General features: G+C 56.8%; 19 protein-coding genes and 1 pseudogene. 3 read left to right on the top strand and 17 right to left on the bottom strand.

All coding sequences use genetic code 11. The features are described from left to right. Positions 1-135 precede the first annotated feature (135 nt). From IDH44_RS14715 to IDH44_RS14705, 3 genes are all read left to right on the top strand, one after another. Positions 136-1002: an AraC family transcriptional regulator gene (locus tag IDH44_RS14715; protein WP_223869698.1), complete on the top strand. Its 867-nt coding sequence runs from the start codon at positions 136-138 to the stop codon at positions 1000-1002. 66 nt (positions 1003-1068) lie between these two features. After that, entirely contained in the window at positions 1069-1221 is a 153-nt protein-coding gene (locus tag IDH44_RS14710; protein WP_190918895.1) for a hypothetical protein, read from the top strand. A gap of 604 nt (positions 1222-1825) precedes the next feature. Beyond that, the gene (locus tag IDH44_RS14705; RefSeq protein ID WP_190918893.1) at positions 1826-2050 is read left to right on the top strand and encodes a helix-turn-helix domain-containing protein; all 225 of its coding nucleotides are present in this window, start codon (positions 1826-1828) and stop codon (positions 2048-2050) included. Positions 2051-2142: 92 nt separating this feature from the next. Here IDH44_RS14705 and IDH44_RS14700 read toward each other — a convergent pair whose 3' ends face one another. The 17 genes and pseudogenes from IDH44_RS14700 to IDH44_RS14630 form a co-directional block, all read right to left on the bottom strand. Next, complete coding sequence (locus tag IDH44_RS14700) at positions 2143-2976, bottom strand: N-acetylmuramoyl-L-alanine amidase (RefSeq protein ID WP_190918892.1); 834 nt, start codon at positions 2974-2976, stop codon at positions 2143-2145. A 40-nt stretch (positions 2977-3016) separates the two neighbouring features. Continuing rightward, the gene (locus tag IDH44_RS14695) at positions 3017-3481 is read right to left on the bottom strand and encodes a phage holin family protein (protein ID WP_223869697.1); all 465 of its coding nucleotides are present in this window, start codon (positions 3479-3481) and stop codon (positions 3017-3019) included. Between the two features lie 112 nt (positions 3482-3593). Continuing rightward, positions 3594-3719, bottom strand: coding sequence for a CD1375 family protein (locus IDH44_RS26975; protein WP_263364390.1), 126 nt, complete (start codon positions 3717-3719; stop codon positions 3594-3596). Then, positions 3716-4009 (bottom strand): hypothetical protein, encoded by a 294-nt coding sequence (locus IDH44_RS14690; protein ID WP_190918888.1) that lies wholly within the window; start codon positions 4007-4009, stop codon positions 3716-3718. Before IDH44_RS14690 ends, IDH44_RS26975 begins: the two co-directional genes overlap by 4 nt. A gap of 17 nt (positions 4010-4026) precedes the next feature. After that, positions 4027-8499, bottom strand: a complete 4473-nt coding sequence (locus IDH44_RS14685; protein ID WP_190918886.1) for a hypothetical protein — start codon at positions 8497-8499, stop codon at positions 4027-4029. 143 nt (positions 8500-8642) lie between these two features. Next, the gene (locus IDH44_RS14680) at positions 8643-9206 is read right to left on the bottom strand and encodes a hypothetical protein (protein WP_190918884.1); all 564 of its coding nucleotides are present in this window, start codon (positions 9204-9206) and stop codon (positions 8643-8645) included. Positions 9207-9267: 61 nt separating this feature from the next. Beyond that, the gene (locus tag IDH44_RS14675; RefSeq protein ID WP_223869692.1) at positions 9268-11889 is read right to left on the bottom strand and encodes a phage tail protein; all 2622 of its coding nucleotides are present in this window, start codon (positions 11887-11889) and stop codon (positions 9268-9270) included. A 69-nt stretch (positions 11890-11958) separates the two neighbouring features. Continuing rightward, a pseudogene (locus IDH44_RS27535) lies at positions 11959-12255 on the bottom strand (hypothetical protein); the annotation flags it as partial. A 17-nt stretch (positions 12256-12272) separates the two neighbouring features. Continuing rightward, on the bottom strand, positions 12273-13052 hold the full coding sequence (locus tag IDH44_RS14670; protein ID WP_190918881.1) for a distal tail protein Dit: 780 nt from the start codon (positions 13050-13052) through the stop codon (positions 12273-12275). A gap of 36 nt (positions 13053-13088) precedes the next feature. After that, positions 13089-17978: a YlbF family regulator gene (locus tag IDH44_RS14665; protein WP_190918880.1), complete on the bottom strand. Its 4890-nt coding sequence runs from the start codon at positions 17976-17978 to the stop codon at positions 13089-13091. A gap of 82 nt (positions 17979-18060) precedes the next feature. Then, positions 18061-18495, bottom strand: coding sequence for a DUF1617 family protein (locus IDH44_RS14660; protein ID WP_190918878.1), 435 nt, complete (start codon positions 18493-18495; stop codon positions 18061-18063). Further along, positions 18492-19025: a hypothetical protein gene (locus IDH44_RS14655; RefSeq protein ID WP_190918877.1), complete on the bottom strand. Its 534-nt coding sequence runs from the start codon at positions 19023-19025 to the stop codon at positions 18492-18494. Before IDH44_RS14655 ends, IDH44_RS14660 begins: the two co-directional genes overlap by 4 nt. Before the next feature lie 495 nt (positions 19026-19520). Further along, complete coding sequence (locus tag IDH44_RS14650) at positions 19521-20291, bottom strand: hypothetical protein (protein WP_223869691.1); 771 nt, start codon at positions 20289-20291, stop codon at positions 19521-19523. 34 nt (positions 20292-20325) lie between these two features. Further along, a complete protein-coding gene (locus IDH44_RS14645) occupies positions 20326-20889 on the bottom strand; it encodes a hypothetical protein (RefSeq protein WP_190918875.1) in 564 nt (187 codons plus the stop codon). Between the two features lie 328 nt (positions 20890-21217). Continuing rightward, positions 21218-21496, bottom strand: a complete 279-nt coding sequence (locus tag IDH44_RS14640; RefSeq protein WP_190918874.1) for an HU family DNA-binding protein — start codon at positions 21494-21496, stop codon at positions 21218-21220. Positions 21497-21699: 203 nt separating this feature from the next. Further along, positions 21700-24261: an RNA dependent RNA polymerase gene (locus tag IDH44_RS14635; protein WP_223869690.1), complete on the bottom strand. Its 2562-nt coding sequence runs from the start codon at positions 24259-24261 to the stop codon at positions 21700-21702. A 137-nt stretch (positions 24262-24398) separates the two neighbouring features. Then, complete coding sequence (locus tag IDH44_RS14630; RefSeq protein WP_190918872.1) at positions 24399-25034, bottom strand: YhcN/YlaJ family sporulation lipoprotein; 636 nt, start codon at positions 25032-25034, stop codon at positions 24399-24401. Positions 25035-25116: the final 82 nt, after the last annotated feature.

The following is a 25116-nucleotide window of genomic DNA, read 5'->3' as shown; positions in this document are numbered from 1 at the left end:
TTGTACCGGGATTCGAATCGCGTTCGTTTTCCCTTTCATCTTAAGCCGAACGGCTCCCAAAAAAATGGGGCGATTCTGACATTTATGCATGGTATAGTAGACTTATTCATTTGGAGGGAGGTGCGGCGTGTGACGATGCGTCCGCATGTGCATCTGTATCGCAGCCGGGACTTCATGTCGGAGGAGCTGCCCATCTATGTGAACCGGGCCATCGAATCGTTCGATCTGAGGCAGCATGCGCATGAATTTTTGGAGATCTGCTATGTAGGGGAAGGCAAGGGTTACCACTACGTCGGAGAGACCGGCATCGCCGTCGCGCGCGGCGATATTTTCCTGCTGCCGCGCGGGGTGACGCATGTGTTTCGACCGTCGTCCGCGACTGCCTCCGTGCCGCTGGTCGTCTACAATTGTGTGATCGGCGTCGACGCGCTGGACCATTTTCTCGCGGCCTTTCCCGGCGGCGATGCGCTGCGCGGGCTGGCGCAGAGCACGGCCCATCGCCAGTACCGGGACCGCCACGGCGAGTTCCACAGCCTGTTCCAGCAGCTGCACTATGAATACATGGCGCGCCGCCCGGGCCGAACTGCGGCCTTGTACAGCACAGTCATGCTGCTGCTCCTGTATCTGCTGCGCGAGGACGCGCAGGACCAAGCGGATGCGCAGCCGGCTTCGGCCGCGGTCGAGGCCGGCATGGCCGAGGTGCTGCATCATCTGCATGCGCATGCCAGGGAGCCGGTGCGCCTCTCCGATCTGGCTGCCCGGCTCGGGGTCGGCGCGCGGCAATTCCACCGCTTGTTCACGCGCCAGACCGGCATGACGCTGCGCCAATACGTCCAGACTGTGCGCATCGACGAGGCTTGCCGCCTGCTCGTGCAGACGCATCGCAGCATCGGCGAGATCGCCGCAGCCGTCGGCTACCAGGACATGCCCCACTTCAACCGCCTGTTCAAGCGCATGACCGGCGACTCGCCGCGCGATTATCGCAAGCGCAGCCGGTCCTAGATTTACACCTTCTGGGCGGCGCTCACATACGATGTGGGAGCCCCGTTTTTTGAAGGAGGAAGCCGCATGCCGTATGTGCTCGTTCAGATTGCGCTCGTCGTGATCGTCATCCGCTCGGTGGTTGCATTGATCCGCCTCGGCAATCAATCGAATCGCGACTGGCTGGACGTGCTGTTCCAAGCGTCCGTGGCCGTCGTCGCCCTGCATTTTCTACTATGAGGCAAATCATAGGACCGGCTCTAGTTCAAGGCGAAACGGCGAGGCGCTTTTTGAATGCCGAATTAGCTTCGTTCCGCGAAATAGAGCCCCTTGTCCTACGTTTGTATCGTAGGCTGGCTCTAGTTCAAGCTTGCTTTCAAGACTGCGACTTTGCGAGCTACTTTAGAATTTAACGGTTGTGACAGCGGCTAATCGGCCTAAAAGTACGGCGTTCTCATCTTAACGGTTGCCACAGCGCTTATTTTACCAAAAACGATCAAAATAACGGTAAGTGGGGTAAATGGGCTAAATAAGCACGCTCACAACCATTAGAATTAAAATGGCTCAATATTCGCTTCATTAGCCTCGCTCACAACCGTTAGCTCACGTGGAACAAACCAAAGAACACTTCCTTTGGATGCCGAGTCCGTTTCGTGCCACGGTATACGTTGGACAAAACGGGGCGGGGCTCTCCCTGTCTGGCAGCGCGGCTTGCTTCGCCTTGCCAGTGCCCAAATTTCCAGCGTATCGCACCTTATGTCCCGCCTCCTCATACTATAAGTTGACTGTATCCCTTAACCTTGTTGACAACCATAAAAACCCGAGCAAGGAGGGGTGACACACTTTGAAGGGTAGCGAGCATAATAGCAAGTTTTTGTTGACGCATCGGGAACGCGAGGTCTTTGAACTGCTCGTGCAGGATAAAACGACCAGAGATATCGCGCAGCAGCTGTTCATCAGCGAAAAAACCGTCCGGAACCACATCTCCAACGTGATGCAGAAACTCAACGTCAAAGGCCGTTCGCAAGCAGTCGTCGAGCTGATCAAGCTCGGGGAATTACAAATCTGACGCTCTCTTCTTGATAAACCTTTCAGCGCCTGCTGAAAGGTTTTTTGATGCGCAAGGACCGGGCGAAGCACGTTGGTGCACGCCGGACGCAGTTACGATTTGACGACGGTCGCCCGCTTGGCGGCGTTGTCCCAGCCGACCCCCGCGCCGAGGTACGCCGCCAGCGTGCGCAGCTCGACATACGCCGTATCGTCCTTCAGCAGCCCCTTGATCGCTCGCTTGGCGCCTAGTCGCGTATCAATCAGATCGATCGTGATCTCCTGCACCTCATCGCCTCCCCTCGCTTGCTCGTGGTCCGCCGCTGGCTCGGCGGCAGCCGGCTGGTCCTCATCGTCGGTATCCGCCGCGACCCCGAAATAGCTGCGGATGCCAGCGGCTAGCGCCTCCGCGCAGGTCCGGCGATACGTCTCGCTGAGCAGCAATTCCGCATCATTCACATTCGTCATGAAGCCGCACTCCACCAGCACGGCCGGCATGGCCGTGTAGCGCAGCACGTAAAAATTGGCCGTCTTCACGCCGCGATCCGTCTGACGCGTCCGACTGACGAGCGCGCGGTGCATGCAGGTAGCCGCCCGCCGCCCCTCCGCGCTGGACGGATGATGGTAGGTCTCGATGCCGCGCGTATGATTCCAGGCGTCGCTGCCGATCGCATTCGCATGGATCGACACATACAGGTCCGCCCTCGCCCGATTGGCCGCCGCTGTGCGCGCGGCGAGCGGCGTGTCCGCATCCGTCGGCGCCACCAGCATCGTCCGCAAGCCCGCTGCCTCCAGCTGCTCCTTCAGCAGTGCCGCAACACGACGGTTGAATTCATTCTCGTGCATGAAGCCGCCCGTCTCGCCAGTCATCCCGGCTGGCAGGACGGGGGTTCGCTTCCCCGCCGTAGCCATGCCGTGGCCGTCGTCGATGGCTATACAGTAGCTCATTGCAGCTCCCCCTTTTTTTCTCCGGATTCTTTTCTGTTCGTCATTTTTCTTCTGTCCATGTTGTTTCTTCCGACCTTGTTTTCTCTTCCATTTTCAGCTTTTCCTCCACCTTTTCTTCCACCTTGTTTTTGAGCAGCGCCACCAGCTTTTTCAGTTGCTCAGGCAGCGGGACGCCGAGGCGCCCGCCGTTCTCGAGGATCGAGACGAATTCCATCAGGCAGAACGCGCCCGAGATGCCATCGGTAATGATGCCGTGACTTTGCAGCACCGCCAGTTCGATCAGGAACACCGAGCCGATCAGCAGCATCGTATACAGCTTTTTGAATAGTCCTCTGTAGCCGCGGCTGCTGCTGAGGCCCTCGGTATACGCGCCGGCCAGCACACCGGTCAGCAGATCAATCGCCATCAAGCCGAGCAGCACCGTGAACATCATCCCGAACAAGCCGGTGAACAGCGACACCATCGCTGTTATGAGCCCCATTGCGGCCTTGACCGCCACATCCATCCTGTCCACATGTCTCGTTCTCCTCGCTTCGTAAAAGTAAAAAGCCAGGCACAAGGCCCGGCTTTTCGTATTGTGCATCGAGTCAAGTTTCCGAGCCGGCCGCCTTTTTCATTCACTCCTGTTCCTGCTCCGCCTGCAGCAGCTGCTCCACATCGGCCTGCAAGGCGGGCGGCACCGACGTCAGCGTTCGCCGTCCCGCTTGAATCAGCTTCACATAGATAAGCACCATAGCGGTCATGCCGCCCCGCCTCCTTCATTGGCGAGCAGCAGCTCGTACAGCTCCGCCATCGCCTCCATCAGGCTAAGATTTTCCTGCTCCAGCTGCTCAAGTCTCTCCGCGGTAGAAGGGATCGGCGGCACCACCGGCGGCTCCGGCCGGGTCCATGTGCCGTCCGGATTGCGAATATCTCGCGGCTGCACATCGTCTCCCTCAGCCAGCAACACCATATGGGCTGCCGTGACTTCGCCGGACAGCCGCGACACCGCGACGACGACATGGGCTTCGTCTAGCTGTGCATACGTATACATTTGGCTTCTCCTTTCGATCAGTAGAATTCTACGACTTCCCAGGCGACCAGATATCCGCTGCCTGCGTTTACCTGGTTGACAATTTGAAGATTGGTGGACGAAGTCAATTCTGCATAGATTTCCGCTTCGGTTCGTCCGCCGCCGTAATTGACCAGATTCACAAAGGCTTTGTCTTTGTTTACGGTGGAGATTGACACATTTAACGTCATATAATAGGCGATGGACGCCGTTCCCCGTTGCACATGTTTGATGCCTCCCACGTTTTTCCACCCCCCGTCATAATATTGGAAGGCGCCGCTGCTGATTCGCGTTTGAGGCGTGTTGCCGGCATGCAGCACCTTGCTGGATCCGACATACAGATCGCGGCTGGCCTCCACGCGATCTGATTTTAAGGTGAGCTGGGATTGGGTACTATTTGAGGCATTGTAGAGCCGCAAGCGCATTTCGTCAGTGTCAGGACTGTAATACAAGATCCCTTCGTTTGCACTTCCATCGCTTGACTGGAACCATACTTTCCCGCCGCTTCCGTTGTCTTGCACATATACATCACCGCCTTTGACTCTTATGTCTCCATCGGATATCACGTCATCGGCGTATACATCCTGGACATACACATTCCCCGCGCTTGTCCGCTGCACAATCGTGTTCCCGCTAGCCGACGTCGAAGGCGCGCTGCCGCGCACGGTATCGGCATCCAGCCCGCTGCCTTGTCCGTCATTGCCGGCATGCCACAATTCCTGACCGTTCGCATACACCTTCCCGCTGCTCGTATCGATGCGCACATCGCCGCCGGCGATCTGATTGCGAATATGCAGATGCTCACCGCCGGTGTTCGAATACCCGATATAACCGGACCGCGTCTGCGGCGCGGCGTCGCGCGCGTAGAAGTTCATATAGACATGGTCGGAGCCCGACGCCGATTTCAAGGTCAATGCGTTGCCCCCGCTCTGCACCTCGAGTGGTCCGGTCAAGGTGCCGCCTTGCTGACTGAGCAGCTCGGTCCAGTCCGACCACGTCTCAGCATTGCAATAGCGGATGAACATCCGGTTGCTCCCGCTGTACGATTGCGCGCTCTGGGAGCGATTCCCGGTCTCGGAGTGGTAGAAGTAGGTCCGAATATGATAAAAGCTGCCGCCGCCTCCCGGGGCGTTGGCATGCTGGGTCAGAATATACGGCGCTGTAGTTGTGTTCGGATCGAGCTGCCCGCCGCTGCCGTACAGCGCGATTTTGTTAACGCCGTCAGCCTTGGCCCCTTCGACCGCCGTCTCGATCTTGTCCCACACCGCCGCCCTGCTCTTGTCCGTCCACACCGCGTGATAGCGAAACACAAACGTCCCGGAGCTGAGCGGATTGTGATCTTCACCGCCCGTCTGAACACTGGCCATAAGCGGATCGTCAGCAAAGTCGACAAGATGGCCGCTAATGGCCGCTACCACCTGGTCACTGTACATGAGCCCGTCTGTCTGGTTCGCCAAAAGATGAACGCTGCCGCCGGTTCCGTCCTGACGGACGTATCGAATGCGCTCCAGATCCACGTAATCCGGCAGCCTGATCTTCGTCCCGGTCGTGGAGCTGATCGTCTGTCCCGTGAACCGCCACACGGCCAGCTTGGAGGAGGAAGGCGCATTGTCCTGGACGACGAGGTTGTGTACGCTCAGATCGGGCAGCCGCAGCTCGGGCCGCGGGGTATTCTCGCCAAGCACGTACGAGCAGCGCACCACAGACACATCGAAGTCGGCCTTGATCACCGTGACGCGATCAATCGCGATCGAGCCGGCGAACAGGAGGCCGTAGCTATGATTCAGACTGACGATCGTGCGCCCGCCTATATCCGGCTCCTCGTAGAACACAAAATTCGTATCGCGGATCGTCAGCGCGCCGACGCCGTAGCCGACATTGACGCCCCAGTCGTACAGGGTCGAATTGGAGATCGTCAGATCGCGGAAATAATCGTGCACGTCGATCCGGTTCATGACACAATTGTCCACGGTCCATTCCTTGATGCCGGTCGCCGCCGTTGCCCCCCAGTAGCCGTTCAGGTTGCAATCCCGCATCGTGACGCGCAGGCAGGTGACGAAGCGCACGACATAGCCCGACGAGCTCGTCCCGTTGATCGGTTTGCCCGCGATATTGCTGCCGTTGATCTTGGATACTTCCAGATCGTAGCAATCGTATGCGGTGATGATCGAGCCTTTGAACGAGACGTTGGCAAGCGAATTGTTGAGCGGATCGATCGTGAAGCCGGTCAGGTGCGTGTTGTGCCGGCGGCACTTGATGAAGCCCATCGTAATATTCGGCGTCGTCTCGACCCGGATCCGGCAGCCGCGGAACGTCAGCCGATGCTTGTTCATTCTCGTGTAGTCAAAGTTGGTCAGATTCGTATCCGGGCCCTCGTAGCCGTGAATCAGCGGTCCTGTGCACAGCCCCTCCTGATGATGCACCATCAATTCTTCCCGGAATTGCTCGTACACGTCGCCCGCGTCATAGCGGGTCGTCCACGTATTGCCGTCGACCAGCTTCAGCACGACGTTGCGAGGCAGCGAATTGTCGGTCATCGGGAAGTAGGAGGTGTCCTTCTTGAGGTACGAACGGTCGACGTCATGCACATAGGTGTAGACAATGCTATCGTCGTTGGCGATATCGTACCACGCCCAGAAGTTGTCATTAGTAATGCGGACCTCTGCTCCGTTGAGATCCACATCGTAGCGCACGGTCACACCGGTCTGCGAGGTCTTGTAGATCGTGCCGAACGATTGCCTGAGCAGCACGCGGTTCGCGTTGCCGTAGGCGTGCGCGAGCGCCATAGCCGGCAGATCGTCGTCAGCGCCATTAAGCGGCGCGCCGAACATGCGGTAGTTGATGCTCGCCGTCTCGCGGCAGTTCAAGTAAAGACCTGCGGTGTGCGGAATCGACCACTCCCGGGCTTCCTCTTCCACTGCGTAAAGCGCCGCGCCGCCATCTCCGGGTGCATCATAGCCTTCCGTCTGGACGACATCCCCCGCTCGCAGCGTGAGGTCTGCGAGGACGTCCGTCATCGCGGCATACCTGCGGTTGCGGTGCAATTGCGCATACACATCGAGCAGGTCGGGGATGCGTCCCTCGCCGTCTCGTCGTACGAGCCGATTGGCGCCCGCGCCGGCATTCACGGACAAGTCCGGCTGCGCCGGATCGGCCGCATCGATCAGGACATCCCCGTTCGCCGAGGTCAACGTCGTGACCGTGCCGAGCCCGTCGCTGCCTTTGCGTGCCAGCAGCCGCCAATACTGCGTATCGGTTGGCGCGTGTCCGGTGCTGTCTTGTATGCAAATGTACGTCGAGCCATTGTAAGCCACTGTATTGTTGACGGCATACGCGGTCTCGTGGTCGTAGTCCTCCAGGTACCGCCAGCTATCCCGCAACGCCTCGGCAGCGGCGAGCGCGTCTGCCGTGTCGCTCTGGCGCACCTGCTCTTGCGCCTCACGCGTCAGCTCCGCCTGCGCTCTCGCAGCCTCCGCGTCGCTTCGTAGCTGCTCCGCTGCGGCCCGGTCCGATTCGGCCGAGACGCGGGTGCCTTCCGCATGGCTGCGCTGAACCTCCGCACTCGCTCTGGCGCCTTCCGCCGCATCGCGAGCCGCTTCCTCCTGGGCGCGCTCCGCTTCCTCAGTCACCCGCGCGGCCTCTTGCGCATCGCGCAACAGCTCGGCCAGCTCCCGCTCCGCTTCGGCTGCGGCGCGCAACGTTTCTGCCGATTGGCGCTCGCTTTCCTGCGATTCACGCTGCGCTTCCGCGTCGAGCCGCTCCGACTCTTGGCCGATTCGCTGCGTCTCGCCGGATGCGCGCGCCGATTCTGCCGTCTCGCGAGCCAGCTCCGCGCTTTGCCGTGCGGATTCCGTGTCGATGCGGTCCGCTTCCGCCGCTTGTCGCTGCGACTCCTCGGCCTGGCGCTGCGTCTCGGCGCTCTGGCGCTGCGTCTCCTTGGCGGCTCGCACTTGCTCGGCTTGCTGGACGGCCTCGTTCGTCGCATTGGCGGTCGCAGCCGCGGCGTTGGCGTCATCCGCGGCTTCATGGGCCGACGCGGTCGCGGCTTCGGCCGCTGCGATCGTGTCGTTCAGCCGGAGCAGCGCCTCCAGCGCCTCCTCGCCCTGATCCAGGATATGCTGCAGCGTCTCGACGACCTCGCCGTTGCTGCGCTTGGTCCAGATCCGGGAGGCCGGCATGTACGCGATGCCGGTGCCATAGTAACGGCACGGCAGAATAGCGCCCTCCCGAGACGGGTGGACATGAATCAGGCCGACCAAGTAGTTGACGACATACTCGTTCGGCCCGATTCCGTCATCGGCATGTTCGATTTCGTTGAGCCCGTCGATCCGGACACGCCGGCCTCGATCCGGCAGCTCGGCAAGCAGCATTCGTGCGTGAATGACCTTGTGCGATTCGATGACTTCGACGAATTCGTCGCCCGCCTGCCCGCTGCGGCGCTCGTAAATCAAAGGGTCTTGAGGATAGATCATCGTATGAACTCCTTTCGTGGTTAATCGATGGCGTTGAGCTTGTTTTCAACCAAAAAAAGGATGCAAGTAGGTGCACCCTTTTTTTTAACGTTCTGTTGATTAAATTATTAATTTCCATATCCATTCTAAGTCGAATGTACCATCTAAAATTCTTCTTTTTGTTCTTCTAAATCTTTTATTTCCTGTTCAAGTGTCGCAATTTCAGTTTCAAGTTGCTCAATTTCCGCCATCTCTTCAAAATATCTTTGGGTGTCTTTAAAATGCTGGATTTCAATCGGACCTTCGTGCATTTGCAGTATCAAATCACTATCTTTAATACTCTGCTGAATAAGATATTCTTTGGACTGAAGCTCGCTTTTTAATGCATTAAGTTCTCTTCGCTTTGAATCAATTACTAAATCGACCATATCGGAACTTGCGGAATTAAATCCTGGTTCTTCCATAACATCACCCTCGGCTTTGTTTATCGTTACAGTTTTGTTTCGATAAGTAATAGAGAAGTTCAGTATTTCAGACAATTCTCGTATCGGGAGGTAAGACACACCATTAATTACGATACCATCATTCATAAGATATTGGTTTTGAAATTCTACACGAACTTCTCCTTGAATTTTCTTTCCCACAAGCGACTTGATTTCTTCTGCCGAGACAGAGAATGCTGTAAACAAAATTGCACCAAGCACAAGTCCTAAGATAAATTGCTTCAATAAAACCACACCTCAACTTTTAGAAATATTATATTACTAAAAACGAGATGTGAAAAGTGTATTACTCCATGGGAGTAGTTGTTTCGTATGTCCTTCCTCCACTCGTAGCATTATTCGAATTTCCATGATTGTGATCTTTTGTTGTTACTTCATGATAGTGATTGATTGAGGCTTTAGAAGAAACTGTTGATTCCAAATCAATCAAGCTTTCTTGTAAATCATTAATATCATTTTCAATGTTGGTTAGCTTTTCCTGCAAAGCGCCGATATGTGAAATTTTTAAACCACTTATAGAGTCGACGCTATTAAAATTGACCATTGATGCGTAAAGATAAATTCCTAATCCTGAAATGCTAATTTTATCAGTACTAGATAGATTAAAGCTTCTGTTCAACTGATTTCCACCTGCATTTACAGTTCCGGTCAAAGATTCGTCTTGTCCATAAAAGCAAAGCGTTTGATAACTTCCTAAAACATCTTGGTCCCCCTCAATTGAAATTCGCTTTATGCTATAGTAATAGGATTCAAAACCCTGCTGAGATAATTCCACTCGACTAGACTGTCCAGTTGTTTTAATATGATTGCCTACCAAACTACCACCTACAATCGTTCCACCTGTAATATACCCGCCAGAGATTGAAGGGGCCTGAATCGTGGTGCTATCAATATACGTACTCTTGATATAGCTCGGATTCTGCCATTGACTGACGGGCGCATCATCAATCGTACTCCAACGAATACTTCCGTTTTTAATGACAACATTGCCACCAGTACTAACCGTAAACGCGCCGTTGCCAACATTAATGGAACTGCCCACAATCGAACCGTTTTTAAACTCGACACCATTAAAGGTGCCGCCGGTAATGGTGCCGCTTGCCGTTATGTTTCCGCTAAAAGAACCAGACGTAGCATTGATTTCACCGGTCATCTTCAAATTACCATTCTCGTCCGCACTGATTCGATCGAGCCAGACCGAGCCAGATCTGGCTTGTAAGCGCAAGCCTTCAGTAGCATTTAAGATTGCTCTGAATCGATTGTCATTCCTCGTAATCACCAGCCCATTCGCCGTATCGATCTGCACCCCGTTGTAGAGCTGCCCTTTCTGCACAGCATTGTTCAGCTTGCCCGCGACGCCGACGTTCAGCTCGCTCTCGGGCAGCCCTCCGCCGATCGTCAGCGCGGCCCCGGCGATTTCCACGCCGTTTTCGCTGACGCGGAACGTGCTGCCCTGGTTCGTAATGGTCAGGTCATTGCCCGCAATGATCTGACCATAGATCGACTGCCCGACGACGCCGTCGGGGGTGAGCGCGGTTTGCCAGTTCTCTCCGCCGTTTTTGGACAGGCCGATGACCGAATTTTGCACAATGGTCATGCGCTTCGGGTCCTCGGTGTCCGTCGTGATGATGCCGCGTCGACTGATCGAGATGCTGTTGTTGAGCCCGCCCTCTATCTCCCGGTCAATCGCAGACCACGTATTCGCCAGCAGCTGCGACACCTCGTCGGTCCGCTCGACCGTATTGTCGTAGGCATACTTGCGCATCGCGAAGGTGCGGGCGCTGCCTATCGACGTATTCAGCTGCTTCAACCACTGCTCGCCGTCCGTCGGGGCTTGCTCGATATTGCTGATGGTCAGGCTGATCGTGCCCTGCTCGTAATCCGTCCGGATCTCCACCATGCGAGCGGTCACTTCGATGCCCGATTCCTCATATGCAATAGTAATGCGGTCGCCAAGCACGATCTTGTGCACGTCCGGGTGCTCCTGCATCTCTACCAGCTCCAGCAGGTTGACCAGCTCGATGGACACGACGAGCTTCGGGACGAGCAGCGTCTCAAAAAAAGCCTGCGCGGCCTCCCGCAGCTCCACCGGATCGGAAATATAATCGTTCGCGTATTCCGTTTCGTAAATAAATTCGTCCAGCTCCAGCAGCTCGTTCGCGCTCAGATGGTTCTCGATCGCCAGCAGCTCGTGCAAATCCGCGATCTCGCCTTGCACAGCCGCGATCGCCGCCTCCATTTGCGCCAGCGCATCGCTTTTCGTCGCAAGCGCCTGCTCCTTGGCTTGCTTTTGCTGCCGCGCTTGCTCAGCCTGCGTCTCCTCGTTTCTCGAGTTGTGCCCGTCGAGCGTGTCCAGGATGAGATCCAGCTCGCTTTTCAGATCGGACCATTCGCCTCTTGCGACAGTCAGCGCCGCACGCTGCTCGCCCAGCTCCTCCAGCAGTTCAGCGAATTCGTTCTCCTTTGCCTGCTTGAACGCTTCATAAGCTTGCAGCGCTTGAACGAGATTGTCGCTCATCGCCGCGTAGCCATACGCATAATTCTCCAGGTATGGCGAGCCGGTGCTGCTCACGCCCGAGATGCCCAGACCGTCCTTGCCCCGCACGCGCAGGCGCGTGTACTGCTCCTGCGCGCTGGATTCATGGACGACATTTTTGAGCAGCTTGTCCCGCGATACGTAGAGCCCCTTGTTCTGCCCGTAGGTCTCGGGGTCGTACAGATGCACCTGCTTGTGCAGCGTGTCGTATATCGGCAGCGCGCCGAATGTCTCCGCAATCCCGCCGATGGCGTCCGCTACCGATCCGGAATGCTCAAAGCTGCGATAGCGCACGTTGAAGACGCCGTCGATGCTCCCCGGACTCCAGGACGTATCCGACAGGACGTCCGAGAGCAGCTGCAGCGCATTCACACTGGTCGCCGCATACTGCGAGATGTGCCGGTCCGCCAATTGAATCGGCAGGCCCGAGCACTCCACCTCTACGGCGTCGGCTGCATCGTCGTGGCGCGTAATGATTTTTTGGATAATGGCGTATTCTGTGAAGCTTCCTGACTGAAACTTGACCAGCTGACGCTCTCGCAGCAGACCGATATGGTCGTTGACCTTCCACTGCTGACGGACCAGCCGGCGCAGCGGCAGACTGAACGACAGCAGCGTGATGCTGCCCAGTTTGGCGTGATGCTTGATCTGATACGCTTCCTCGAGAATCGCGATTTCCGTACGGTCCGGCTTGCAGAGCACAAGCTCCGGCTTCAACGGTTCGATCGAATCGTCCATCATATTGGTTGCCCCTCCTATCCAAGCAACGGCGCTTGACACGTCATCGTCAATTGGATGTGCCCGTAGATTTTAAGATGATTGGCACCGGGCAGCATGCGCATAAAACGACTGCCCGCCGTACGATTGCGGTAGCGATATACCTGCGGCAGATCGCTCCGAATATCCTTGGTCTCATGATCGATCACCAGCTTCTCATCCGGCGCAAGGTCCTGCAGCTCGAAATATTCACCCTTGTTGGACGTATTCACCAGCTTGAACCCGCTGCCTTCGAGGAGATGAACCGCCATGATCGGAAATACCGCCGCATCGCCGTTGTTCTCAAACACGTAGTCCGTCCCTTGCACCGTATTGTCCGCAAACTGTCTGGCCTGTGTGTAGACCGGTGTAAACGCCCAAGGCGCATTGCAGCGAAACGATACCGTGACATAGCCGCTCCCCCTGCCGTTGTGCTGAAAAGCAGCATCCTTGACCGGCTGGCACCAGTACACATGCGTCGGCTTGTCCTCAAAAACAAGCGGGGCGTAGCGGCTCGAACGGAGCCAGGCCGCCAGACGGCGCAAGCGTTCGGGGCTCGCTTCCTCCTCAAAGGCCAGAGAGAGCGTAAATTCCAATGGATCGTAGGCGGTCCCCGTCGGATAGACGTGATGCCGCCCTCGAATGCGCTCCTCCAGCAGCGACGTATTCGGCAAAAACGGCTCGGATAACAGGCCCCCGCCGATCGTCGCGAGCACGACGCCGTATTGACGGCTGGATTCCCCGTTGAATGTAAAATGCAAGCTGCCATGCATCGACATTCGATTTCCTCCTTTCTCTTTAACGATCAGCCTGCGCTAGTGTTCCTTTCGTTTAATCGTATCGAAAATGGTATTCACGAAACGCACCGCATCGGATTCCCGTCCGTCCGATAGCGTAACTGGTGCGCTAAGGTAATAGTTCGTCGCGCCAGGCTCGGCCCGCTGCAGCTCGGGAAGACGGAACTGAGCCGTCACAGCGCTGATTAGCGACGAGACCAGCTGGCTTCCAATTTCGATAGGCTTGTCTTTCAACTGGCTCCAGACGCCGCTTGCTCCGGCTGCTGTCGGCACACCGGCTTCACCCATTCCGTACAACCCGAGCTCCAGCATCGATTGATAGTCCAGATCCGGGAAGTTGTATTTCGCGCGCAGGCTGTCGTTCTCGGCTTTAAGCGACTGAAAGCGCGGATGCTTGGCATTTCCGAGCGCTTCCGCCTCCTGCTTGTTGCGCAGGTACCTGGCGTAATCCGCTTGCACCTCCGAGGCATCCTCCCCTCGCAAGGGCACGCCCCAGATGTCCACGGCCTTCGGGTTCTCTGCCGGCAGCTCATAGTCGGCCGGCTTCTCGCGCAGCAATTGCTCGATCGATCCCCCGAAGCCCTGCAGGTCTTCCACGAGCTTGAGCTTCGCGATCAGATTGGCATCGATGCTCTGCCCGACCTGATCCATATACCCCTGCACATGGACTGAGAATTGCTGCAAGATTCCAGCCATTCGGTCGGCATTGTTTTGCAGCAGCGCTTCCTTCAATCCGCTATAGTAGACATCGCGCTCCAGGTCCTGCTGCCACTTTTGTTCGGCGGCCGCCTTTTCCGCTTCCACTTCCTTTTCCTTGGCTTCCAGCAGATCGTCGTAATTGTCCCGACGCAGCTGCCGATTGCGCTGCAGCTCCAGCTCCGCCAGCTCCTCTTTTTTGGCTGCCAGCTCTTTTTCCAATTGCTCGCGCTCGGCCTTGCCCTGCCAGCTGTCGTCGAGCATGCGCGCGTCGATCTTCTGCTGCAGCTCCAACTCGTCCGCTTGCAATCGCTCGCGTTGCTTGTGGAAGTCCTCCTGCTCGCTCGTACGATCCAGCAGCTTGCGCCTGGCGCCCACCCACTGGCGATACGCATCCAGTTCCTCATCCAGGGCTTCCCGGGCCAGCTCGCCCTGGCGCCGGTAGTAGTCCTCCAGCAGCGTCATCGCTTCTTTGGCCGAGTCGGCCACATTCTTTTTCCAGGCGTTGCTGGTGTCCTCCAGCGTCCGGACGGTGCCCTGCATCGAGCGATCCACATCCAGGATCGCCTTGCGATTGGACTGCAGCACCGCCGTATAGGCCTCGCGCTGCTCGTTCGTCAGATTCTGCCGGGTCAGCATCATCTCCGCCCACCAGACCATCTCCTGCAGCATCCGTTTTTGCTCGGCATACAGCTCGAGCTGACGCCCGGCCTCCTGATTGTAGGCCGCTGTTCCTTTTTCGTGCAGCGCCTGCCTGGCGATGGACATGTCCAACTGATGGTCGACTTCTTCCATTCCCTTATGCTTCTGCTCGATCGCGCGATTGGTTTCGGCCAGCAAGCGCGCTTCCAGCGCTTCCAGGTTGTTTCGTTCTTCGCTTAGCTTGGCGTCCACACGAGCAGCTTCTACGGCGTCGTTGTCCAGCGTCTTTTTTCGCTCCAGCTCGGTGATGACGCGCTTCGTTTTCGTAATCGCCGCTTCCGTGTCATGGCTTATCGCATTGGAGAGCAGCAGATCTTGCTCCCGATCTTGCGGCGTCAGCCCGAGCTCCGAGCGGGCGCGGACGTTCTCGTCGTAGGCTTCTTGGAAGCCGATAGCGGACGCTTCGCCCTGCAGCCTTCCGAGGGAATAGGCTTGGTCGATAATCTCTGCATTTATGACATTGTAGGCGTCCGCCGCCGCCTTGTATGCACGCTCATAGCTCTGACGCAATGCCTCCGACAGATCCGCCTTGCCCAGTTCGGCACGCATCTCCTTCATCATTCGAAAATATTGATTTTGCTCTGCGCGCAACGAATGTCCGATCGCTTCCGCATACCGCGCCTTTTTGCCGGCCTCTTCAGCCGTATCGATTTCGCCCATATACCCGACCTGACGATTCAGCTTATCCCGCTGGGAAGCACCCTGCTCGCTCAGCGCCTCGCGCATATCTCGATAGGCTTCTTCAATTGCTCCGGCGCTTTCGATGATTTCTTCCGCCAGCGCTTGCTGCGCTTCCCGGTTGTCGGCGATTGCCTCGTTATAGAGCTTTAGTTTGTCCAGCAGGCCGCCGAGATTTTTTTGCGCTTCGGGTCCAAGGCGGTTGTACAAGGCCAGATACGTCTCCGTCTCTTCCCCTTGACTGTCGAACCAGCTCTCCATTTGAGCGATGCTGTACCCGCTATTTTGCAAGGCGCTGTTTCGTTCCGCTTCCAACCTGGCGTTGGCTTTTCCGAGCAAGTCAATCTCCTTCGTTTGCCCGGCAACTTGCTTCGTCGTCTGGTTAATCGCCTCGGCATATTCCTTTTCAGACCGAGCTTTTTCCAGCAGTCTTGCATGCACTTCGTTAGCGATGCGCTGTTCTTGCGCCGCTTCGTTGATCGCTCGGATACGCGCCTCGGTTGGATCGATATGGTCCCGTTCGGGGTCGCTTCCGCCCCCACCGCCATTCGAGCCTCCGCCTGTGCTGCCTCCGCTCCCAATTGTAAATACAATCGGTTTTTTTAAAGCAGCAACTTGAGCTTCAAGCGCTTCATTTTGTGCGATGAGCCTATCTCTTTCCTTCTGCTCTTCATCTGTCAGCCCGTCGATGCCCATTAGATTAAGCTTTTCTTGTACGAAATTAGGCATTTTTTCGTAGAATTGCCGATACAGATCTCGCTTGGCATTCAAAGCTTCGAGCGTTGCCTTATTTTCATCAAGCAGATTCTGTTTCGTTTTAAGCAAGTTTAATCGTTCAATATTTGCGATCGTTTCGAGCAATTCACCCTTATCCCTGATGATGCCGTTATTTTCCGCCAAATATTTTGCGAAAAGCGGATGTTGATCGATCAGCTTCAGCATCGTCTCCAACGATAATTGTTCGCCATTTTGCAGTTTGCGGTAGGCCGCCCCAAGCTCGTCCACTTCGGAGATGAAGGCGTTGCTTTCTTCCTGCAGAGCGGCAAATGCATCTACGGTTTTTTGGGCGTCTTCGTCTGCCTTTAAATTCGCGAATGCATGTTTTAACACCTGAACCTCGTCGGCAGTAAGCGAGAGTTGTACCGGCAAACGCTTTAATGCCGCCTCTGCATCCTCCAACGAATCGATTTTGGCATCGTTCAGGATTTCAAAGACTTCGCTTAACTGCGAGCGATCAATACCAAGATTGTCGCGCGCATCTGCCATGGCCAGCACTTCAAACAGCTTTCGTGTGACCGGTTCGAGCTCGGCTCCCCCGTCCTCCATCTCGCTCACATAATTTTGAAACCTGCCGTTGATGCTTTCGGAGGCGTATGCAATGGAAGCTTCCAGCTTGGAGCTGCCTTCTTCGAATTCTTTTTGCGTATAGCTCCAGTAATCCGCAAGCTGTTCGCGCATATGCTGTAAGGATTGCCCGTTGCTCGTATCGATTTCAAAGTGCCAGTCATCAAAGTCAATGATCGCAGTTTCGCCTGTCTTGGCCTTGCGCTCCAGTTCGTCAAGGGCGGCCTGCGCTTCTTCAAAATCTTTTCTCGCTTTCTCGGCTTTTTTGGACTGCGAGGCAATGTCTTCCCGCGTATCCGTCTCGTCGGCGGCAAACGCATAATATTGCTTTTCGCGCTGCAAACGCAGTTCTTCTTGCATCTGCCGGTTTTTCTCTTCCAGCATCGCTGCATTTTTTTCGTAAGCGCCCGTCTCGTCGTTCAAACTCTGCAAAGAAAGGCCATACTTCGCCTGCAGCTCCGACTCTACGCGCGAGAGCTCGAGCTTTTGCTCCGTTGTCAACGACGCGGCGCTGGCTAGCGTTTGGTAGGTCTGCGTCAGCTCGTCCAAGCGCTGCGCGCTGGCAGTCGTCTCATTCAGCATTTGCAACGATTCTGCCGTCTCGTCTACCTTATCCTTTGATTTGGCAAAGGCGTTCCATAGCAGCTCGGCTGCGACGCTTACGCCTGCGATCGCCAGGCCGATCCCGGTCGAGGCGACGAGTCCGCGCAGCGCGGTGCTAAATGCGATCGTGCCGGCACGGGCAGTCCGCATGGCCTGGGACATGCCGTCGACTGCCGCAATAACCGTGACGGCATTGGTCACGATCGCCAGCCACTCGCCATTGAAGCCTTCCGTCTCGCGCTGCGACTCCCGCAGCTGTGCCGCGACCTCCGTCAGCGAGGCGGACAGCTCCCGATTCGTCTGGCTGAGCTGCATCAGCCAGCTCGTGCCGGCCGCGCTTTCCGCCGCCATCGCGCGAATCGCCGCAGCGATGCCCCGCAGCGTCGCTTCCGGACTCGCAGCCTCGATGTCCTGCAGCGCCGCGCCCGCTGCGATCAGGCTGCTCGTGTCCCATTGACGCAGCTCGACCTCGCCGACCTCCTGCATTTCCACTCCGACCTCGGCGGCGGCCTGGCTCATCGCCTTCAGCCGGTCGATGCCGTCGGCGAGCTGGCCCGGCAACTTCCCGACAATCGCGGACAGATCGATCGACGTGCCGCTTGCAGGCTGCGCCAATTCCCCCCCGCCTGCAGCGCGGCCTCCAGCAATCAGACCTCCAGCCGCCGCCGCGCCGGACGACACCTTGCCGGATTGCGGCAGCAGCACCTCCAGCGGATCACGCGCCTCCACCTTGACCCGCTCCGGTCCGATTACGCCCCTGAGCGCCAGCAATTCCAGCGCGCCGGAGCGCTCCAGTTGCTTAATGCTCTCGTTAATACGGACAACCGAGTCCGCTTGGTCCATATCTACGCTAATGTAAAGTGTCTGTTGGTCGCGCCTGGGCATCGTATCCTCCGCTCCTTTCCCTCCATCCATTCCATCAATACCAAATCAGCTGACATCTGATCGCCAGCTGTCAGCTCGTTCGCTATTGATCGCAAGCGTCTGCCAGTTGCTCCACAATCTCCGCCCAGCGGTCGTACTGCACGGCCGCCGCTCCTTCGAAGGCGATGCCGCAGCCGAGCACCGCGTCGCGCACGCTCTCCAGCATCGCCAGCCGCTCGGCGCTCGCATCGATCACCAGCTCCTCCTCCAGCAGCTCGCGGTACGCCTGTTCAAAGGCCGCCGGATCCTGCAGGCGGCAGCCCTTGCCGCCGTCCTCCGTCTCGACCTCCAGGATGCGGCCGTCCGCGTCCTTGTCCGCATAGTGCCCGAGCAGATCCGCGTAATCCTGCTGCAGCTCATGCTGGCGTTCGCCGAGCAACCGCAAGAGACGTGTGCGCATCCGGCTTTGACGATCCATCAGCTTCAGGCCATAGAGGAATTCCATGAACGGCTCCAGCTCATATCCGTACAGCTTCATCTGCGCACCTTCCTTTTGGCGTTCTGGACGTCCGTCGCGTCGTCTTCAGCGCCTGCTGTTTGCGCGGTCCTTGTACCGCCTTCGTCTCTCCGATAGGCGACCGCCTTTTCCAGCTCCTCGGTCAGCAGCTCGTTCGCCCGTTGAATCTGCCGGTTCATCTGCTCCAGCTCCTCAGGATCAAAAGCCGCCAGAATCGGCTCCAGATATCCGCTGTCCTGCAGCTTCGCCAGCAGTGTCGCCAGCTCGGCATAACCGGTCGCATTGGTGCGCAGCGAAGTGAAATGCTTGATGATCAGCGCCGCAGCCACAGCCAGCAGCCCGCGCTCGCTGAGCGGCAGCCCGCGCTGCGCAGCGTCTTGAATAGCCGCCAGGTAGTCCGCGACGACGTCGTCGCGAACCGACGGCTTGAACCGCCGGGCGATATCGAGCTTAACCTCGTCATTCAGGTTCAGCCGCCTGTGTTCACGATATTCGCTATCGTTCCGGCGTTCAATATAGCCGAGCGTCAGATTTTTTTGCGTTTTTGTCATTCGTCCATTCCCTCCTGATTGTGTGAACTTTCGCGCCGAAGACTAATCCATGCGGTCCTCCAGTAATGGATCCGTCTCAAATGGACATGAGCGCCGCTTAGCGCAGTTTTTTGGCTCTCTTCAACGTGTAACGGACCAGGAGAACGCTTAGCGAGGATTTTGCTCCTTCTGAGGAGTGCAAACGCCCGCTAAGCGTCGCTGGTGACCGTTACAACCGCACAGGTGTCCAATTTCGGCGCTAAGCGCCGCTGGTGACCGTTACAGTTCCCACCTTCGCTAAGCCGCCCCGTGTCAGCTGCCGGCAGACGCCGATCCAGCGAGCGGCACGTGCTGTGCCACTTACCGGAAAGCGGCGCACTAGCCTTCGCCTTGCACTGAGCCTTCATAGCCGTTCAACAGCCCTCGCCCTGCTTACAGCCCTTGTAGCCGTGCACTCTCCCTCTCGGCGCACACTGGCCCTCGGCACAGGCGGCTCCGTTTGCACGCCGGGCCTTTTTATTCTTCGTACAACACGAGCTCGCTCGTCACATCGACGCCGTCCAGCTTGTGGGCGAACAGATCGAAGACGAGCGATACCGAGGCCGGGTCGCCGCTCGAGCTCATCGCAAGCGTGAAGTTCGGCTGCAGCTTCGCCTTGTAGTAGGTAATCTGCGCGGCCACCGCCTCGCCCGACACCTCGTCCTGATACAACGTGTCGCCGACGAGCTTGACATATTTCGGGAAGCCCTTGGCTGTGAATTGCAGCGTATGCGAGGCCGCGGATTGGAACTGGTAGTATACCTCGACCTCGTCGCCGATCGCGACGGTTGCAGAGGTCGCCAGCTCCACATCCGAGCCCGTCACGGTCTCGATGTCCTGCGGCTCGGCCAGCACGCCGTTCACATACGCGAACACGCTTACCGCTTCCGCGCCGCCGATCGCCGGCTTCGACAGCTGCACCGTTTTGGCGCCGCTGCCCCCATCGATGACCGTGAGGATTTCGGAGCGGTAGATGTTGGCCGCGCCGCTTTTGATCTCCTCGCCCGCCAAGAGTGCCAGATGCTGCATCGTGAACACCTGCGTTTCCACCGTCAGCGTCTCCTGCTTGTCGCCGTCCCACGCCATCCGGCGAGCGCCCGCACCATTCGCATAGACACGCGTCGCGGCCCATGCCTGCGACACCGTGTTGGCATAATCGAAGTACATCAGCGGCTTCTCCGTCGTCGCGTCGAACATTTGGAGCTTCAATACTTCCCTCGAGCCGTAACGTCCCAAATCCATTGCCATATTGTTTTCCTCCCTGTACTTGTTCAAATTTTTGTTATAGCTTTGTGCGACTGATCCACTCCGGCAGCTTGTCGTGCTCGCGCAGATGACCGTTCGCCCATACAGGCAATACCCGGTTGTGCGATTCCTTCAGCTTCAACCGCTCGAAGTGCTCATACACCTGATAGATCGTCAGCTCCGCGACATTAAAAACGTCGATGCCGTTGCCGTTCATTGCGCATAAAATGGAGAGCAAATCCTTAAGCTCCAGTGTATCGCCCGCCGTTTTGCCGCGCGTCTCACGCAGCCGCGCCAATTTGTCGAACAGCTCGCGCGCACGGGCGTTTTTAAGCTTCGGTGCGGCGCTCGGCTGCTCCACCCCGCACAGCGTGGCGATCAGGGCCGCGACCTTGGAGTAGTTGTCCGCTGTCGCCAGCGGCCGATCTCGCACCGTGAACGAGCGTTTGACCGGATCGAAATCGACCGCCTCCCGCGCAAAAAACGACAGCGCCGTGCACAGATGGCCCCGGATGGCCGGATGCCCGGTCAGCACCTCGTAATCCGCGACGTCGTCCAGACGAGCATAGTCCTCGCCTGGGAGCTGGAATAGCCGCAGCAAGATTTTCTCCTTATCGAATGAGGCCAGCGTCAAGTATACGTAATAAGTCGTCTCGCCTACCTCCGCAATCTGCGCGATGGTCGGAGAATGAAGCTGAATATCGGAACCATGTCTATGAGGGCGACCTAAAAACAGTGAAAGGCGATTGATTTCCATCGCAGGCTCCCCGCCCTTTATTAAAATTTCGCCTAAGCTTCGCCTTGAGCGTCGTTGCTGCCGGACAGCACATGTCCCGGCGTCTGAATCGGACTTGCCGCGCACACCTCTGCCGAGCTTGCGGTTACATTGCAGTTGCCATGGCGATCACCTCCTCGTTGGCGCTTGAGCCCTACTGCTTGAATCGCGATTTGACCGATTTCGCGAATTTGAAGATCGGCACGGTATGGGCCGGTACGAGTACCTTTTGCGAAGGCGCCTGCGGATTGTGCCGATGCCGGGCGGCGCGCTGCGCAGGCTCGTAGGTTCCGAAATGAACGAGCTTGATTTTCTCGCCTTTTTTCAAAGTCTCCAGGATAAGCGATTGATACGAATCGAGAAAGGCCCCCGCATGTCGCTTAGACAAGCCTGTTCGCGCGGCCAACTCCCCGATCATTTCCTGTTTGTTCATGTTCCGCTCCCCCTTATTTGATCCGTATCATCCGCCAGTGACGACGAACGATGCGTTCCCTTAAACAACATTTAGTAGAATTACGTAAAAATCGTTTGTAGTAAATATTATTTACTTTAAACCGGAACAAATGTTCTGTAAATTAATATTTCAATCTTCTCCAAATCGTTGCTGCACAAGCATCTCCCCACTTTTCAACCTGTCTACGCATCTCCCATGCGTTTCTTGGCTTGTTCTGCCCGGTACTGCCTCGCTTTCTCCGCCTTATATCGCCGACGCGCCTCAGCTGCGCAGGCCGTGCAGTGCCGTTTATTGTTGCTTGTATGCGGCGTGCGTTTGCCGCATACGATGCAAGCCATGTAACCTTCGGTCAGTTTTTGCTTGACGTTGCGCTGCAGGTTGCGTACCAGCACATCGCCAAAGCTGGACCAGAGCGTCGTTTTGAAGCTGCTGTTTTGATGCTTGTACAAATGATCCACGAGCATGTCCGTCACGATGTCCAGATCCGGCTGTACCTCCAGCAACTGGCGGCGAATCTCTTTGTACACATAGAGGTGATCGCCGCTGCTGTCCTGCTCGAGCGGCTCCATTGTCATGAAGCGCTTGTGCCGGTCGAGCTCGGCATAGCGGTCGACGACCCGCGGATCGACTCGGGCAGGGGCGGACGGCTTGTACTTGAGCAGACGATAATCAAATGTCCCCAAATTGGCGGCGCTGAAATTGAGTCTCGCATTGACGATCGTGCGGCGCAGCCGATCCACAATGCGATCCCCGGCCGGCTCCACCTCTTGCTCGCGCTTGTCCTTGGCATACACAAAAAAGTGCGGCGGCCGTGCCCTCGTGCAGGCTTTGACCCGTTCATCGATCCGTGGCGGACGAACCGGCTTGTACAACGTCTTCGCATAATCAATGGTGAAGTTATTTTCCATGCACAGCCATTTGATGACGTCGAGATCCGGCGCGGCACTGTTCCATATTTTTGTTATGTCGTTGCTGATTTTGCCGATATTCCCGCCTGAATACGCGGCAATCAGACCTTCGTAGATCGTTTTGGGCTCCAGCCTGGACGGCTGGGCCTTGCCCATCGGGTAGTGCAGCGGGACGATATCCTGCATCTGCCGCTCGGCAGCCCGGATCAAGGTCTCTTCCGCACAGACGAGGCTCTTATCGCCGTCCGCATCGAACATGAGCAGCAGGCTGATCGAATCGTGGCAGCTGGTGTACAGCCCCCGGGTGATGAACCAGCGCTTCTTCTCCTGATCGACCACATTGCGACGCACCGCATGCTCGCGGTATAGATGTGGGCTGCGCAAGCAGTCCAGCTTGGGCTTGTCGGGATACAGACTGCAGGACACTTCGCCGTCCGCGAGCAGCCCGCGCGGCGCTTCGATCCCGAGCAGCAGACGCTCGCAGAAGGCGTACAGATCGGGACAAATGAAGGTGTGCTTGCCGTCAATGCGAATTTTCCCGCCCCATGCCCGCTTCACGAGCCCCCGTTTCACCTGCTTCAGCACCTCGCGGCTGTAGGTGTCCGCCAGCAGCTCGGGATAGATCGTGAGTGCCTGCTGGTAGTAGTTCTTGCGGGCGCGATGACGGTCGGCGCCCAGCACGCGCAGCATCGTTTCGCGACTGCTCCCGATTTGGCGAATTCTTGTATTGGTGGCGGCGCACATTTGGCGCAGCTCCTCTTCCCCGAGACCGTCCAGCGTCTGCAGCATCTGATAATTAAAATGTGCATCGCGCCCGGCCTCTTCCTCTTCGTTGCCAATTGCGGCTTGGCAGCCGTAGCGCTTGAAGGCTTGCTTGTAGGCGTCCCAAGAGGGGTAGAATGGCCACATTTTGAACTGGCTGCGCGTAAATACGATCTCGATTCGATCCGCAATCAGATCGTAGGTTCTCCCGTAAATATCCTTTACTTTAGAATCGGCCTGAGGATGATTCTGAAGGAAACGGTCGAACGCGAAAGGCACCAGCAGTCCCTTGATCCACGGCATACGCACCATCCGGCTCGTTGCGGCGCAGCCGGGCAGGATCATGCCGCAGCCGTCGGTATGATTAATTGAAATACGCCGCCGCTCTCGCGTCACCTTATAAGTCCCTTCGTCAATGGCGTCGACCGTGGCTTCGACTGCGGTCTCAAAATCGTCGACGACGATCGCCCGGTCAATATCAAAGTCCGCCCACCGATCGGTGGCGCTGTTGCATAGCGCCAGATAGGCTAAATATTTATTGACATTTACACCGCCTTGCGCATTGATGTCCTCCACTGTCAGCCCGCACATCAAAGCCGCCCGATGCCGCTTCAGCAGCGCTTCTTTAATAAACATTGTTTTTTTGGTGCGAATCTGCCCGGCGCTGGCCGTGAAGCAAACATAATGTTCGCCGAGATAGTCAAAGCCGTGAAAAACCAAATCTCTCAAAACAGCGTAGTAATACGTCTGCACGATGAGTAGATCCGTAGTCAGCGCATCAATCTCCAATTGCAGCGTGCGCGTGAGCGTCGATTCAAATAACGAGACGACATGACGCGGCGTCAGTTGTTCGGGGCGAAGCGCACGAACGCCGCTCCCCTTGTCCAGAGTTTGCTTTAGCAGCGCGGTCGCCTTTTTGATGCGCTCCCCGGCGCGCCTTGCGGAGCCGGCGATACGCTCCGGATCCTCGCGGCGTTTCTCCAGCGCAGCTTTGAAGCGCTTGTTTTTGGTCACCCGGCGCTGCAGTCGCGCCTCTTCTTCCGAAAAAAACGCGCCTGTATCGACGCTATACATGTGAACTTGCTTCTCCAAACGCATATCTTGCCCCCATTCCAAAAATAAGAGTAAACAAAAAAAAGTATAAAAAAGAGAACAAACGTTCTCTTTTTTATACCAAATATTACCCTATTCGTCAAGGTGCGCTCATCGCTTTAACGCTCGAAATTTTGCGGAAAAATGCGCTCCGCCATAGCATTGAATTCCGTGAGCAGCCCTTGAACCGGATGTCCGGCGCGCGCCTCGTCCATGTAGCCAGTCATGCGGTCCACGAATTCCGGATTGGCAGAGACGTATACATTTTCAATCGAAGGCTTCAGCTTTTTCACTTGGCCGGCGATGCGGCTTTTCAGACGATCGTTCATCGCCAGTTGATCCTCCGAAGCGCTCGTATCGGATTTGCTCATGCTTTTCATGCCGCCTGTTTTCTCCTTCATCATCACAGCCACGTATGCATTTCGGTCGCCCATCATGACGTATGCCCCGTCGACATCCGGCATGGCCGCAATTTGATCGGCGACTTTTTCATCCATATCAATGCGATAGTTCTCGTGGGTACCGACGACGTTGTTACCGTTTTGCGGACGGCCGTCGATCCGGTTCATTTCGTTGCGCTTGTCGTCGGCGAAGCGCTTGTCGATGACCGTGTTGCCGTTCGCATCCTTCTTCACGCTGTTGTTTGTGATATTCTTGTTGCCTTCTCCGCCTTGCGTTTCGGCCGCACATCCGAGCGCACCGACCGACAGCAGCGTTGCGAGCAGGCACAGCAAGACCAGCTTCTGTTTTTTCATTTCGTAGCCACCCTTTCCAACATTTCGTGTGATTCGTTTTCTAGGGTGCTTCAAGGCTCGCGAACTTATGCAACAGAATATG

It is taken from the genome of Paenibacillus sabuli (assembly GCF_014705605.1).
Classification (GTDB): domain Bacteria; phylum Bacillota; class Bacilli; order Paenibacillales; family Paenibacillaceae; genus Paenibacillus_D; species Paenibacillus_D sabuli.
The sequence above is the reverse complement of the archived record's forward strand: the minus strand, read 5'-3'. Positions and strand labels throughout refer to the sequence as shown.

Bases quoted from the DNA above. Each gene is read 5' to 3' on its own strand.
- IDH44_RS14690 (WP_190918888.1), bottom strand. From the start codon at position 4,009: ATGTATACGTATGCACAGCTAGACGAAGCCCATGTCGTCGTCGCGGTG.
- IDH44_RS14670 (WP_190918881.1), bottom strand. From the start codon at position 13,052: ATGTCGATGCATGGCAGCTTGCATTTTACATTCAACGGGGAATCCAGC.
- IDH44_RS14700 (WP_190918892.1), bottom strand. From the start codon at position 2,976: ATGAGCTACTGTATAGCCATCGACGACGGCCACGGCATGGCTACGGCG.
- IDH44_RS14635 (WP_223869690.1), bottom strand. From the start codon at position 24,261: ATGTATAGCGTCGATACAGGCGCGTTTTTTTCGGAAGAAGAGGCGCGA.
- IDH44_RS14650 (WP_223869691.1), bottom strand. From the start codon at position 20,291: ATGGCAATGGATTTGGGACGTTACGGCTCGAGGGAAGTATTGAAGCTC.
- IDH44_RS14660 (WP_190918878.1), bottom strand. From the start codon at position 18,495: ATGAAGCTGTACGGATATGAGCTGGAGCCGTTCATGGAATTCCTCTAT.
- IDH44_RS14640 (WP_190918874.1), bottom strand. From the start codon at position 21,496: ATGAACAAACAGGAAATGATCGGGGAGTTGGCCGCGCGAACAGGCTTG.
- IDH44_RS14715 (WP_223869698.1), top strand. From the start codon at position 136: ATGCGTCCGCATGTGCATCTGTATCGCAGCCGGGACTTCATGTCGGAG.
- IDH44_RS14665 (WP_190918880.1), bottom strand. From the start codon at position 17,978: ATGCCCAGGCGCGACCAACAGACACTTTACATTAGCGTAGATATGGAC.
- IDH44_RS14685 (WP_190918886.1), bottom strand. From the start codon at position 8,499: ATGATCTATCCTCAAGACCCTTTGATTTACGAGCGCCGCAGCGGGCAG.
- IDH44_RS14710 (WP_190918895.1), top strand. From the start codon at position 1,069: ATGCCGTATGTGCTCGTTCAGATTGCGCTCGTCGTGATCGTCATCCGC.
- IDH44_RS26975 (WP_263364390.1), bottom strand. From the start codon at position 3,719: ATGACCGCTATGGTGCTTATCTATGTGAAGCTGATTCAAGCGGGACGG.
- IDH44_RS14630 (WP_190918872.1), bottom strand. From the start codon at position 25,034: ATGAAAAAACAGAAGCTGGTCTTGCTGTGCCTGCTCGCAACGCTGCTG.
- IDH44_RS14695 (WP_223869697.1), bottom strand. From the start codon at position 3,481: ATGGATGTGGCGGTCAAGGCCGCAATGGGGCTCATAACAGCGATGGTG.
- IDH44_RS14655 (WP_190918877.1), bottom strand. From the start codon at position 19,025: ATGACAAAAACGCAAAAAAATCTGACGCTCGGCTATATTGAACGCCGG.